Below are 12,783 nucleotides of genomic sequence, written 5' to 3'. Positions count from 1 at the left end.
TCGCGGACCAGATGAAAAGCCTTGTCCGCCAGGACCACGTCCGGTGTCGTCCTGGGCCTGCCGAGTGCCCGGGGAACACGTAAGCGCGCCATGACCTGCGGGAACGCAGGTGCGTCACCTGCCTGGCCGGGTGTAACGACGAAGGCCATGGGCCGACAGTGGCTGTCCGCGGCCAGATGGATCTTCGTGGTCAGCCCGCCGCGGGAACGTCCAAGGGCATGATGGTCCGGCTCGCCGGCCAGAGCCCCTTTTCAGGGGCCCCGGCCGCGTGCTGATGAGCACGGACGATTGACGAGTCGACCGCGACGACCCAGTCCAGATCGCCTTCGGCGTCGGCGTGGGCCAGCAGGGCGGTGAACACCCTCTCCCCGGTCGGTGCCGTCGACGGCCCACTTCCGCAGCCGGTTGTGAACGCCCTTCCACGAGCCGAAACGCTCGGGCAGGTCCGTCCACGGCGTCCCGGTCCGGTACTTGAACGCGATCGCGTCGATCACCTTACGGTGGTCCCGCCACCGGCCACCCGCCGAGGCGTCCGGTTCGGCAACAACGGCTCAATCCGCGCCCATTGGGTATCAGCCAACGACACGCTCAGACCAACGATCAGATGATCGGAACGAATCGCCCTAGTGCTGTGACCGCGAAAGTTGCGTGGGTCAGCGAGTGAAGGTGGCGGTGATGATGCGTCCGACGACCTTGTTCATGGTCTGGTCTCTGGCGTTGGTGGAGTTGACCGAGTAGACGAGGGTGCGGGTCAGGTCGCGGGCGGCGAGGATGGCGGTGTTGTAGCCGTAGAGGCCGCCGGTTTTGCCCCAGCCGACGGTGCCGTCCCGCAGGGTGAAGCGGGTGAGACCGGCACTGTGTTCGGCGGGCCTGTCGCTGCCGTACAGGGGAATGCCCTCGGGCACGGTGAACATCTCCTCCAGTTGGGCTTTGGGGACCACGTGACCGCGGAAGAGCGCGGTCAGGAAGCGCTCCAGATCCGCTGCCGTGGAGATCAGATTGCCGGTGGCCCAGACGTCCGTGACATTCCACTCCGTGACGTCGCGCAGCTCGGTCCTGCCGTCGGAGCGCTTGACGCCTTGGTAGCCATGGTTGTGCGGGCCGTTGATGCGCGGGTCGGCGCCGGGGAACGAGGAGTGGTGCAGGCCGAGCGGCCGCAGGATGCGTTGGGAGACCTGCTGTTCGTAGGAGCAGCCGGTTGTTTTCTCGATCAGCAGGCCCAGCAGTGTGTAGTTGACGCCGACGTAGTGCTGCTGTGTGCCGGGGGCGAATTCGAGGGGCTTGGCGGCTGAGGCCCCGACGAGCTGGCGTGGGGTGACGGTGTCGAAGCGGTGCTGGTATGCCTCGTCGAAGGTTCTGTCGTCGTGCGCCTCGGGAAGTCCGCTGGTGTGGTTGAGGAGTTGGCGGACGGTGATGGGCGGACGGCCGGGAAGCAGGCCGGGCAGATACCTCTGGACGGGTGCACCGAGGTCGATCCGGTGCTCGGCGGCTAGCTGCAGGATCACTGCCGCGGTGAACACTTTGGTCGTGGAGCCGGTCCGGAATCGGGCGTGGTCGAGCGCCTTTCGGCCGCTGCCGATGTCGGCGACGCCGCTGGAACCGCGCCAGCTGCCGTCCGTGCCGGCGACTCGGACGAGCGCTGCGGTGGCGTCGGCGTCCGGCAGACCGGCGATCGCCGCGCGCAGCGCCTCGGCGTCGGGGGGTGAAGCCGAGGTCGTGGCGGAGGTGGCCGGGGCCTGAGTTGCGAAGGCTGGGGCGGCGGCGATGGGGCCGGCCGTGACTGCGAGCACGAGGGAGGCGGCCAGCGCGGTGCGCGTACGGACCTTCAAGGTGAGGCTCCAGGGGTAGCGGTCGGACTCGCGATGTGTGAGCGGCTTCCATCCTGGCGATCGCGCGGTACGGCCGGATCGTCGCTACGGGTCGACCACACCCGGGCGCTTGTGAGGGTCAACGTCGGTGATGGGTAGGGGTAGTTGTCGGGGTCTTCTCCTACGGGACGCGCTTGAAGTGCGGCGGCGTGGTGCTGCAGCGTTGAGCCCAGGGCAGTCACGGGAGCAGGGCGCGGGATCAGGTGACATTCGCGTGAATGACCTCGTGGATGAGGTTGCGGCTCAGGTGTCCCCGGTGCGCCGCTGGCTCAGATCAGGCGGGCTTCTGTGGATCTGCGCGTCCCAGCATGTCGGCGAGGGAAGTGCCGGTTCGTGCCGCCGCGATGCGACGTGCGCGCAGCTGGGCTCGGGTGCGGGGGCGGTACTTGGGTTCCTTGCCGCAACCGCACGGTTCGCGGCTCTCGTAGCGCAGTCCGGCGTTCAGCACGGCAGCTACTACGGTCCACGCCTTGGTGTCGCGGCGCCGTGGTGCCGCGAAGTCGTGGCCCGCACAGACCATCGGCTGGGAGCATCGAGGGCATGGGTGCTCGCCGAGCCCGGGATGCCGCTTGAACGCGACGCGGCAGGGCACGCACGCGTAGTGCAGCTTGTAGGGCTTCTCGGCGTAGTAGCACACGTGGTGAACGTACCCGACAGTTCGAACACCTTTCGCTGCGCCTCGGTCACCAACGACGAATCTCTGACTGAGGATCACTAGGATGTGTCCGCATGACGACGCGGTGACGGAGGGTGTGGCATGGGGCGCGCTGAGCACGACGAGGACTGGCTGGACCTGGCTGACGCCATTGAGGTGCTGAGAGACCAGCTGTCGGAGGCACAGCGTCGCGGCCAGGACTCCCAACTGCGCTTTGTGCTGGGCGAGATCACCGCGGAGTTCGAGATCGAGCTCGTCCGGACGAGGAATGGCGGCGGCGCGCTGCGGTTCGGCGTCGTGGAGGCCGACGCCCGCCGGGAGCGCTCGGCGCGGTCCACTCAGCGCCTGACCCTGCGTCTCAATCCGGAGCAGCGCGGTGGCGGGGACGTCGCAGTGGGCGATGTCGAGTAGGCCGAGTGGTCCGGGGGCGGGCTGATGCAGGAGAAGCAGGTCGTCCAGGTCCGCAGCGCGAGCTTCGGCAGCGGTTATCTGATCGCGCCGCGGCTCGTCCTGACCGCCGCTCATCTGCTGCGGCCGCAGGACGTGGAAGGCGGGATCACCGTGTCCCTCCCGGAGTCGGCCGTACGGTCCCCTGCGAAGGTGCGGTGGCGACGGCACGACGACACCGTGGACGCCGCCCTGTTGGAGATCCCGGCCGATGACCTGGACTGGTCGCCGCCCGACACGCTGCGCGGCGCCTTCGGCCGCCGCCCGCAGCGCTGGGGCAGGTGCGTGACGGGCGGGTCCGAGATCCCGGTCGCCGCCATGGGATTCCCACGGCAGCAGCGGACCGTGACCGGCCGGGACCAGGAGTTGCGGATCGAGCGGGACCGGGAGTCGCTGACCGGCCGGGTCAGGCCGCACGGTGGCAGGACCTCCGAGATCCTCGACGTCGTCGGCCCACTGGAGGCCGACACCGCGGGACTCGACTACGAAACCGCCGCGGCAACCACCCCATGGTCCGGGATGTCTGGCGCGGCCGTCTTTCTCCGCGGCGAGACGCTCCTGCTCGGTGTGGTGCGTGAGGACCGCCGGCCGAGGCAGGGCACGCGGCTGAAGTACACCCGTAGCGAGGACCTGCTGGCCTGCGACGACTTCCGCGCGGTGGTCCGCGAGGCGACCTCGGTCGACCCGCAGCCCGAACCGGCCGAGCTCGCCCGCCTGTTGGAGCAGGCGCCGCCCAAACGGGAAGTGGCCTCGCCCACGATGTTGCTGCGGGCCGACGCCGAGGTGGTGTCGTTCCACGGCAGGGAGGACACGCTCGACGACCTGGAGCGGTGGTGTCTGACGGATTCGGGCGGCCTGCCCGCCGTCCGTGTGCTTACCGCCCCGGGCGGGCAGGGCAAGACGCGCCTGGCGCGGCAGTTGATGGCGCGGCTGCGCAACCGCGGCTGGGTGGCCGGTCAGGTGGTACGCGAGCCGGGCGACATGAGTGTGCTGCACACCGTGCAGCACCCGCTGCTGCTGGTCGTCGACTACGCCGAGACCCGGCCCGAGTTGGTCAGGAAGCTGCGGGAGCAGTCCGAGCGGGCCGGCCATTCGGTACGCCTGCTGCTGCTCGCCCGCTCGCTCGGCTCCTGGCAGGACAGGACGACCACCTCCCTCCGCGAGATCAGGCTGCACACGCTCAGCCCCGGCCTCTCGGACCGGGAGCACGCGTTCCGGGCGGCGGCCCGGGACCTCTCCCGCCGCCTGGCGGAGGTGACCGGAGAGACGGAGGTCGACTGGCCGGGGCTCGCGGACGCCATCCCGGCCGACCGCTCGGGAGCGGTCCCGGGGGCCGAGACGGCGCTGACCGTGCAGATGGCGGCCCTGGCCACGCTGCTGCGCCGCGTACGGGTCCCCCACCAGGACGAGGGCACACTGGAGGCCGAACTCCTCGGGCACGAGAACAAGTACTGGCAGGACACCGCCGACGAGTGGGGCATGGGTCGGCGGGCAAAGAACCTGCTCGCAAAGGCGGTTGCGGCGGCCGTGCTGTGTCCCGCGCAGGACGAGGGGGAGGCTCGGAGGACCATCGCCCGGCTGCTGCCTGATGAACCGCAATCGCAGGTCTCGGACATCGCCGACTGGCTGCGCGACCTGTATCCGCCGTCCGAGGACCGCTACTGGGGCCAGCTGGAGCCGGACCGGCTGGCGGAGTACCACGCCTCCGAGCAGATCATCCGTGACGCGGGGCTGCTCAAGAGACTGTTCGCCCAGGCCCCGGACCACCAGCGGGTGCAGACCCTCACCGTGCTGGCCCGGTCCGCCGTGGCCCACGCCAACGAGGGCCGCACGAACGAGGCGCAGCGCGTCATCGACCGGCTGCGCGAGGTACTGAACTCGGTGCCCACCGACGCGCCGCTGACCGTCAGCATGCTGCGCGCACACTCCGACACCCTGCCCGAACAGTCCCATGTGCTGCGCTCGTACGCGCTCGACGTCGCCCGCGAACTGAGCCGGCTGTGCCGCGCCAATGGCGACGGCCCGCAGGCACTCCGCGACCGCGCGTGGGCGCTGCACAACCTGGCCGAGCGTCACCTGGCGGTCGGCAACTGGGAGGACGCCCGGGAGGCGGTCGGCGACGCGGCGGCGATTCGCGAGCGGCTGGCGGCCGACGGGGCGACGACGCACCGCACGGAGTGGGCCGACTCGCTGCTGGTGCTGTCGTCTGCCTGGCGCGTGACCGGGCGCCTGATGGAGGCACACCGCGTAGGCGATCAGGCGCTGAGCCTTTTCCGCGTGCTGGCGGCGGAGGGCGGCGAGGATAGGGAGAAGCGCGAGAGCGGTCTGGTGCGGGCACTCATCAACCAGTCACGGGTGGTCTGGCAGCTCGACCCGAGCGCGATTGCCTTCGACCAGATCGCCAGGTCCGACGACTACACGGACGAGGCCGTCCGGCGCGCCCGAGAGCTGGTGACTCGACACCCCGATCTGGACCCGCTCCTGCTTCCCACGGCGCTGGAGGAGCGAGGCACGAACCTCTGGCGCCTCCAGCGGCATCCAGAGGCGTTGTCGCTCAGCGACGAGGCGGTTGCGTCCTCACGCCGGCTGGCGAGCGAGAACCCCGACGCCTATGCCGCCGACCTCGCGCACGCTCTGATGGTCCTGGCGGTCGACTACAACTCCGCCTCACGACCGTCCCGCGAGTCCTCCGCGCTGGTACAAGAGGCGATCGGACTGCTGCGCCCGCTGGCCGAGGATCTTCCTGAAGTCCACCGCTCCACCCTGTCGTTGCTGCTGCACAACCTTGCCTGTGAGCATTTCGACGAGGGGGATCACGCCGCGGCGCGGGAGTCCATGGGGCAGGCCATCGAGCATCGCCGGGCCCTGGCGCGTGATTCGTACGGGAGAACCGACCCCGGCCTGGCCCATTCGATCAGCATGCTCGCCACCTTCCACGCGGGTGCGGGCGACCACCAGGCGGCGGTGGAGCGATTCCAGGAGGCCCTCGAAATCTACGCGCGCGCCGAACTGCCGCTCAGCGCAAGCCACCAGCAAGCTCAGTCCGGCACCGCTCTCAAACTCGCCCGCTCCTGCGACGTCCTGGGCCGCCCGACGGACATGCTCGCCGCCCTGAACCAGGCCATTGCCATCCGGCGCCGCCTCAGCGAGTACGCCCCGAGCCTCTACACGGAGGGGTACGCCACCACCCTCCACGATGGCTCCGACCTCTACTGGAAGCACGACCGGCACGTCGCGGTGCGCATCCTGCTGCGCCAGGCGCTGCCGCTCTACCGCCGGCTGGCCGACGTCGACGAGGACGGGCGCCAGGGGCTGGCCTTCTGCCTGCACGACCTCGGCGCCAGCTACGCGACGTCCTGGGCGACGGCCGAACGCGCGATTCCAGCCCTGGAGGAGGCGTATGCACTGCGCGTGGAGCTGTCGGCCGGCGACGCGAGACATGAGGTGTACCTGGCCGACACCTGCACGGAGCTGAGCCTTGCGCTGCTGAAGACGAGCCGCTTCCGCGACGCCGTCCGTTTCTCGGAGCACGAGGTGCTCCTTCGGCGCCGACTGATCACCGCGGACGGGCCCGGCCAGGAGCAGCCTCTCTGCTTCGCTCTGCTGCGGCTGGCCGACGGGCGGGCGATGGTGGCGGACACCGCAGCGTGGCGCACCGCCCTTCAGGCGGAGGAGACTTGCCTGGCGCTGGCCGGTCGCCCCGAACTGCCGCCGGCCGAGCTCGCGTCGCTCCTGTCCCGGCTGGCCGGGACGCTGAGCCTGTGCGGCCGGCACGACGGGCGCCGGGCCGTCCGTGCGGTGGAACCGGCGCGGCGGGCCGTCCGGCTCTTCCGGGACTTGGTGGACCAGGACCCGAGCACACAGGCCGACCTGAGATGGGCCGTCGACAGGCTCGCGACGGTTCTGGAACGCATCGGCCGCCACGCCGAGGCAACTGACGTACAGCTGCGAAGAGGAGCATGACGCCATGACATCACCACTCCCCGACGCGGAGCGGGACGAGCCGGCCGAGGACATCCGGCGGGACGAGGAGAGCGCCGCCCGCCCGGCAGAACTCTGGTACCCGAGCGTTGCCGAATTCGTCACCGACCGGTTGGCCTATTTCGTCCCCAGTCCCGCCTCCGCCTCCGACTCCGGGCGAGTGTGGTGCCCGCAGTGGTTTCGTCACCCGGTGGCGCTCTCCCGGCTGGACTCCCTGTGGCGTGCCTGGGAGGCGTTGCGCTGGGATGCGGGTCTCGGAATGTCGAGCTGGTGGATCCACCACTTCGACCCGCACATGCGCGCCCTGCTGGACCCCGTCACCGGGCCGTTCGCCCGCTGCGCCGACGGCCACCGGAACGACGAGCCGCTGCCGCTCGAGCCGGTGCCGGAAGGGCTGTTCGAGCGGCACACGTGGCCGCCGTCCAGGGACCCGTTCGCCCTCGACTGAGGCTTGTCCCGTAACTGGCGCCATGACCGCCTGTGTTGTCAGCCGGACGCGGGACGCGGGTCCGGCGCGCTGATATTCAAGGCGTCGACTGAGGCGGCCGGACTACGCTGGCCGAGTGATTGAGGACGGCGCCACTGACCGCGGCAGTGTCACGACAGTGCGACGGATCGGCGCGACGATCCGTAGGCCGACCGGCGCGTGGACACTTGGCGTACACGCCTTGCTGAGCCACCTGGAGACGGTGGGATTCAGCAGGGCTCCCCGCGCGTTGGGCACTGACGGCACCGACGAAGTGCTCTCGTTGCTCTACGGCGAGCCCGCATTCTCACCCTGGCCAGAAGCTCTGCGCTCCTCGCACGGAGTCGGTGAGCTGGGCCGCTGGCTGCGGGGCTACCACGATGCCGTCCGGACCTTCCGGCCGCCGGCCGATGCCCACTGGCAGGGCCAGGAAGAAGAGTGGCGGCCAGGCATGGTGATCCGACACGGAGACCTCGGGCCATGGAACTCGATCTGGGACGACGTCCGGCTCATCGGCTTCATCGATTGGGACTTCGCGGCACCCGGCCATGCCATCGACGACTTGGCCCAACTCGCCTGGTACGCCGTTCCACTGCGGCCCCTGGAGCACCAGCGACGAGCGTCGGTCACTGGCTCCAGCACTCTGCAGGCTCGCCTTCATGCGCTCTGTGCTGCCTACGGGGAACGGCCCGTGGCTGTGATCGAGGCGCTGGACAACCTTCAGTCCCGCGAGGCCGCGCGCATCGAACGTCTTGGCAGGCAGGGCACCGAGCCATGGGCGGCCTTCCTCGCCCGCGGTGACGCGGCTGAGATGTTGGCCGAGCAGTACTGGCTCCGCTCGGAGAGTGACGCACTCTTGGGCACCGGGCCCAAGTGACACCCATCTCCCGCCCGTAGACCGTGTGGCCTTTGGCGGACCCGCAACTCGACCGGGAGGTCCTGACATGACCAGTAAGTTCACCGAGCTCGCGATCGACTGTGCCGATCCCAACGCTCTCGCCCGGTTCTGGTGCTCGGTCCTTGACTACGAGGTGCAGGACGAAGGCGACGGGATTGTCACCATTGGCTCGCGTACGGTGCCTGAAGGCAGGAACCGCCTTGGCCCAGTGCCACCGACGTTGACATTCGCGCGCGTGCCCGAGGGCAAGACCGTCAAGAACAGGCTCCACCTCGACGTAAACCCAACCGACAGGGAGCAGGACGAAGAGGTCCGTCGCCTGCTCGACCTAGGTGCTCGACGCGCCGACGTCGGCCAAGGCGATGAGAGCTGGGTCGTACTTGCCGACCCAGAGGGGAACGAGTTCTGCGTCCTTGCCGACCGCTGCCCCTGATCGGAGGCCGCGCACCGCGCCAGACTTACTGCCGGTCGCCTGCCCGCGCTCAGGCACTGCGATACTCCGGCGATGGGTACGAGTGCGAGGGCGGACGGGACACGGCCGGGCCCGGTGGCGCCGGAATTCGAGTCGGGCCGTGCCATGGAATGGGCGCTGCGTTCCGCAGTACCGGCGGATGTCGAGGCGATCGCGGAGCTGCGGGCGACGGTAATGCGCCCGGACCTGGAGCGGTTGGGACGGTTCGACGAGCATCGGGTCCGGCAGCGGCTGCGGGACTCCTTTTCCCCGAGGCACACGTCGGTCGTCGTCGCCGGTGGCGCGTTCGCCGGCTGCGTCACGCTACGGCCGGCCGAGGACGGGTGGTGGCTGGAGCACTTCTATCTCGCTCCGGGCCTGCAGGGCCGCGGGCTCGGTTCGGAGGTGCTGCGAACACTGCTGAAGCGGACCGATGCCGACGGCGCGCTCGTCCGCCTGAATGTCCTTCAGGGCAGCGCCGCCCGGCGGCTGTACGAGCGCCACGGGTTCGCTGTGGAGGTTCAGGACCCGATCGACGTCTACATGGTGCGCCTGCCAGGCGTGGGCTCCCTCGGAGCATGAAGAATGATGGCATTCATGCGGTAATGTCCGCAATATGGGCCCGTGTTGTCGGAGTCGATGAGCTTCCGACTCGCGAGCAGTCACGACTATCGAACCCGCCAGCCCCGAGTCGGGGCGGTGCTGAAGAACGACAATGGGGAGGCTGACCGTGCAGCCGAACGAGATCGCCGAGGTCCTGAACCGTCCGACCAGCCAGGAGCTCCTGGCCCGCGACCTGACCCGGCTCGCCTACATCGCCAAGGACGGCACACCCCGGAATGTCCCGATCGGGTTCACCTGGAACGGCTCCGAGATCGTGATGTGCACGCCGAAGAACGCCCCGAAGCTCCCGGCGCTGCGCCACAACCCGACGGTCGCCCTGACAATCGACACCGAGGTGTACCCGCCCAAGATCCTGCTTGTCCGCGGTCGGGCCGAGCTGGACGTAGTCGACGGAATCCCGGACGAGTTCCTCAAGACGAACAGCACATACGAGATGACGCCCGAGCAACGGGTCGAGTGGGAGGCCGAGGTCCACTCGCTCTACGACGGCATGGTCCGGATCGTGGTGACCCCTACCTGGGCGAAGCTGATCGACTTTGAGACGACCCTCCCGAGCGCGGTCGAGGAGCTGGCCCGGCAGCGGGAGGAACGCCGGCGCGCCTGACCTGGCCGGGCCCCCGGCGGACGTCCGTGACGGTGTCTCACGACAAGCCGCGCATGCTGACCGCCGGGCCTCGTTGTGGCCGACGCCTGCGCGGCATAGCGTTGATTGCGTCCCGACAATCGCGGCGGAGGCCTGTGTGAGCGATCCCCTGAGCACGACCGTTGTCCATGCCTTTGGTGACGACGTGCTGGGAGAGCACGACGCTACAAGCCTGGCCCGGCTGATACGAGACGGAGAAGCCGATCCGGTCGAGGTGGCGCGGGCCGCCGTGGAGCGGGTGCGCAAGGTCGGCGGGGATCTGCACGCCGTACAAGTCCCGGCGTACGACCGGGCAGTGGCCTCCGCCGCGGGCGGGCCGGGGACCTTCGCGGGCGTGCCGAGCTTCATCAAGGACAACGTCAACTACCGCGGTCTGCCCACGGGCTTCGGCAGCGCCGCGTACGTGGCGCGGCCCGCGAGGAGGCACGCGCCGTTCGCCCGGCAGTTCCTGAGCACCGGCGTGACGGTGCTCGGCAAGACCCGGCTTCCGGAGTTCGGTTTCAACGCCACCACCGAGTTCGAGAACGCGGAACCGGTGTGCAACCCCTGGCACACGGGGCACTCCTCGGGCGGCTCATCGGGCGGCAGCGCCGCGCTGGTGGCTGCGGGCGCCGTGCCGATCGCGCACGCCAACGACGGCGGCGGCTCCATCCGTATCCCCGCCGCCTGCTGCGGCTTGGTCGGCCTGAAAGCCACGCGCGGCAGACTGGTCGCCAACGAAGAAGGCCGCACGCTGCCCATCAACCTGGTCAGCGACGGGATACTGAGCCGATCCGTACGGGACACCGCCGCGTTCTTCGCCGCCGCGGAACAGTACTGGCAAAACCCGAAACTGCCACCGCTCGGCCTGGTCGAAGGCCCGTCGCAACGCCGCCTGCACATCGGGCTGTTGCTCGATTCCCCGAGCGGCGTCACCACGGACGCCGCCACCCGCGCCGCCGTGACAGACACCGCGACCGCGCTGGAGAAGCTGGGCCACATCGTGGAGCCGGTGCGGATCGTGCTGGACGGGCGCTTCGCCGACGACTTCGTCACCTACTGGGGCCTGCTGTCCTTCCTCATCGGCGCCACCGGCAAGCGGCTGGACCGGCACTTCGACCGGCGCCGCATGGACGGTCTCAGCCGAGGCCTGCGCGACCACTATCGGCGCCGGATGGGCAGCACCCCGGCGGTGCTGCGCCGTCTGAGCCGCTCCCGCGAGGCGTACGCGGCGGCCTTCCGCGGCCACGACCTCGTCCTCTCGCCGGTGCTCGCGCACACCACCCCGCGACTGGGTCACCTCAGCCCCGACGTGCCGTACGAGACGCTGATCGAGCGGCTGACCTCCTACGTCGCCTTCACCCCGCTGAACAACGTGGTCGGCAGCCCCGCGATCTCCCTGCCCGCGCGCAGGACGACCGAGGACGGCCTGCCGATCGGCGTGATGTTCTCCGCCCGCAACGGCGACGAGCGCACGTTGCTGGAGATCGCGTTCGAGTTGGAGGCCGACCAGCCCTGGCGTCGCATCCAGGACGGCCAGGCGACCACGCCCTGACGAGGACCGCCCAGCGGCGCCGGGCAGGGCGGCCCTGAGCGCCGCCGCTCAGCGGGGAGTCGTCCCGCCTCGGGTTCGCGGCGGGCGCGCCTCCTTCAGGTGTGCAGAATGCTGTTGTTGCCGTCGTGGGCGTCGGCGTGCTCGTCGTCGAACCAGTAGTCGCCGGCTGCCAGATAGCGGAATCCGTAGCGATGCTCGGGCGGCAGGTTGACGGTCACGGCGCGGGTGCCGTCCTTCCGGGACACCAGCGGATGGGCGCCTGGCTGCCAGTCGTTGAAGTCGCCGACGACACTGACCTGGCCGCGAGGCTGGTCCGCGGGAATGACGAATGTGATCTCGGTGTCGTTCTTGCGGCGGGAACGCTCCAGCATGGAGAAACCTTCCTCTTCGGAGAGCAGATGGGCCAGCATGGCCATGCTCGTGGTCTTCCGTCGCGCCCGGCTGCGCCAGCGGCGCTTCTTGTCGCCCGTATGGCCCCGGGAGCGCCCGTCCTCAGGGCGCACGCCGCCGCGGGCACAGCCGCACGGAGGTGATGGAGCCGACCAGAAGACGGCCCCTGAGAGAGCCGCCGGCCGGAGGACGGCCTGCGCGTCCGGCCCGCCCGTTTGTGACGCGGGAACCCGCCCGGTTGTGACGCGGGAAAGGTGACCGGCCGGTGGCCTCGCGCGCGCCTGTGAGGGTCGCGGGGGCAGCCACCGGCCGGCGCATGCGCAGGGCCGTCACATCATGGGGTCGATGTCCCTGCTGCCCCCGCCGCCCATGCTGCTCTCCTGCTCGCTCTGCTGCCTGAGCCGTTGGGCCTTGTCCTTCAGCCGCTGACGCTCCTGCGGGTCGTTGACGCGCTCCGCGGCCTGCTCCATCTCCTGGGCCTTCTGGCGCATCTGCTGGGCACGGCCACCGGTCTCGCCTGCAACGCTCATGATCACTCCTTGGTGAAATCGGGGGAGTTCGGGCCTCACCAGCGAAACAGCACGACTGCGCCCGCGCATGTCGAACGCTCACCCACCGTTATGTGCCCAGCCCCCGGCCCTGCGCGCCTTCATGTCTACCGCCGAAAACGGGCCGGATTGGCCAATGCCAGCAGCAGTACGGCAGCCGCCGCGGTCGGTACCCGTGCCGCCGAGAGAACCGGGCCACCTGCGTGTGCTCGGCAGTTCGAGTGCGACGAGCGGTACGCGACCTGTGTGAGGGTCGGCGGCCGGACCATCTGTCGGAC

12 protein-coding genes and 1 pseudogene are annotated in these 12,783 nt (G+C 69.8%); 8 read left to right on the top strand and 5 right to left on the bottom strand.

Annotated features, from left to right (window positions below; translation table 11 throughout):
- Positions 1-14: 14 nt before the first annotated feature.
- The 3 genes and pseudogenes from ACH4YL_RS13355 to ACH4YL_RS13345 form a co-directional block, all read right to left on the bottom strand.
- Positions 15-601, bottom strand: a pseudogene (locus tag ACH4YL_RS13355) (IS5 family transposase); the annotation flags it as partial.
- Between the two features lie 52 nt (positions 602-653).
- The gene (locus ACH4YL_RS13350; protein ID WP_398507419.1) at positions 654-1,829 is read right to left on the bottom strand and encodes a serine hydrolase domain-containing protein; all 1,176 of its coding nucleotides are present in this window, start codon (positions 1,827-1,829) and stop codon (positions 654-656) included.
- A gap of 313 nt (positions 1,830-2,142) precedes the next feature.
- Positions 2,143-2,505 (bottom strand): hypothetical protein, encoded by a 363-nt coding sequence (locus ACH4YL_RS13345; RefSeq protein ID WP_398507418.1) that lies wholly within the window; start codon positions 2,503-2,505, stop codon positions 2,143-2,145.
- A gap of 120 nt (positions 2,506-2,625) precedes the next feature.
- Between ACH4YL_RS13345 and ACH4YL_RS13340 the strand changes: the two genes are divergently transcribed.
- From ACH4YL_RS13340 to ACH4YL_RS13305, 8 genes are all read left to right on the top strand, one after another.
- Positions 2,626-2,934 (top strand): trypco2 family protein, encoded by a 309-nt coding sequence (locus ACH4YL_RS13340; protein ID WP_398507417.1) that lies wholly within the window; start codon positions 2,626-2,628, stop codon positions 2,932-2,934.
- A 24-nt stretch (positions 2,935-2,958) separates the two neighbouring features.
- Positions 2,959-6,933, top strand: coding sequence for a tetratricopeptide repeat protein (locus ACH4YL_RS13335; RefSeq protein WP_398507416.1), 3,975 nt, complete (start codon positions 2,959-2,961; stop codon positions 6,931-6,933).
- A gap of 4 nt (positions 6,934-6,937) precedes the next feature.
- Positions 6,938-7,399: a DUF4913 domain-containing protein gene (locus ACH4YL_RS13330; RefSeq protein ID WP_398507415.1), complete on the top strand. Its 462-nt coding sequence runs from the start codon at positions 6,938-6,940 to the stop codon at positions 7,397-7,399.
- Between the two features lie 115 nt (positions 7,400-7,514).
- Positions 7,515-8,294, top strand: coding sequence for a phosphotransferase (locus ACH4YL_RS13325; RefSeq protein ID WP_398507414.1), 780 nt, complete (start codon positions 7,515-7,517; stop codon positions 8,292-8,294).
- 67 nt (positions 8,295-8,361) lie between these two features.
- Positions 8,362-8,748: a VOC family protein gene (locus tag ACH4YL_RS13320; protein ID WP_398507413.1), complete on the top strand. Its 387-nt coding sequence runs from the start codon at positions 8,362-8,364 to the stop codon at positions 8,746-8,748.
- A gap of 144 nt (positions 8,749-8,892) precedes the next feature.
- Complete coding sequence (locus tag ACH4YL_RS13315; protein WP_398507868.1) at positions 8,893-9,348, top strand: GNAT family N-acetyltransferase; 456 nt, start codon at positions 8,893-8,895, stop codon at positions 9,346-9,348.
- A 148-nt stretch (positions 9,349-9,496) separates the two neighbouring features.
- Positions 9,497-9,994 carry a pyridoxamine 5'-phosphate oxidase family protein gene (locus ACH4YL_RS13310; protein ID WP_398507412.1) on the top strand — a complete coding sequence of 166 codons (498 nt, stop codon included), beginning with the start codon at positions 9,497-9,499 and terminating at the stop codon, positions 9,992-9,994.
- 136 nt (positions 9,995-10,130) lie between these two features.
- Positions 10,131-11,567 carry an amidase gene (locus tag ACH4YL_RS13305; protein ID WP_398507411.1) on the top strand — a complete coding sequence of 479 codons (1,437 nt, stop codon included), beginning with the start codon at positions 10,131-10,133 and terminating at the stop codon, positions 11,565-11,567.
- Positions 11,568-11,662: 95 nt separating this feature from the next.
- On the opposite strand, the gene ACH4YL_RS13300 is transcribed toward ACH4YL_RS13305, so the two are convergent.
- Together ACH4YL_RS13300 and ACH4YL_RS13295 are read right to left on the bottom strand one after the other, a co-directional pair.
- Positions 11,663-11,938: an isoamylase early set domain-containing protein gene (locus ACH4YL_RS13300; RefSeq protein ID WP_398507867.1), complete on the bottom strand. Its 276-nt coding sequence runs from the start codon at positions 11,936-11,938 to the stop codon at positions 11,663-11,665.
- A 348-nt stretch (positions 11,939-12,286) separates the two neighbouring features.
- Positions 12,287-12,487 carry a DUF6381 family protein gene (locus ACH4YL_RS13295; RefSeq protein WP_398507410.1) on the bottom strand — a complete coding sequence of 67 codons (201 nt, stop codon included), beginning with the start codon at positions 12,485-12,487 and terminating at the stop codon, positions 12,287-12,289.
- Between the last annotated feature and the right edge of the window lie 296 nt (positions 12,488-12,783).

The sequence above is a fragment of the Streptomyces sp. NPDC020681 genome (assembly GCF_044334895.1).
In the GTDB taxonomy this organism is placed as follows: Bacteria; Actinomycetota; Actinomycetes; order Streptomycetales; family Streptomycetaceae; genus Streptomyces.
The sequence above is the reverse complement of the archived record's forward strand: the minus strand, read 5'-3'. Positions and strand labels throughout refer to the sequence as shown.

What these genes read in the sequence shown, in the direction of transcription:
- ACH4YL_RS13340 (WP_398507417.1), top strand. Translation starts at nt 2,626, where the DNA reads ATGGGGCGCGCTGAGCACGACGAGGACTGGCTGGACCTGGCTGACGCC.
- ACH4YL_RS13335 (WP_398507416.1), top strand. Translation starts at nt 2,959, where the DNA reads ATGCAGGAGAAGCAGGTCGTCCAGGTCCGCAGCGCGAGCTTCGGCAGC.
- ACH4YL_RS13330 (WP_398507415.1), top strand. Translation starts at nt 6,938, where the DNA reads ATGACATCACCACTCCCCGACGCGGAGCGGGACGAGCCGGCCGAGGAC.
- ACH4YL_RS13320 (WP_398507413.1), top strand. Translation starts at nt 8,362, where the DNA reads ATGACCAGTAAGTTCACCGAGCTCGCGATCGACTGTGCCGATCCCAAC.
- ACH4YL_RS13315 (WP_398507868.1), top strand. Translation starts at nt 8,893, where the DNA reads ATGGAATGGGCGCTGCGTTCCGCAGTACCGGCGGATGTCGAGGCGATC.
- ACH4YL_RS13300 (WP_398507867.1), bottom strand. Translation starts at nt 11,938, where the DNA reads ATGCTGGAGCGTTCCCGCCGCAAGAACGACACCGAGATCACATTCGTC.
- ACH4YL_RS13295 (WP_398507410.1), bottom strand. Translation starts at nt 12,487, where the DNA reads ATGAGCGTTGCAGGCGAGACCGGTGGCCGTGCCCAGCAGATGCGCCAG.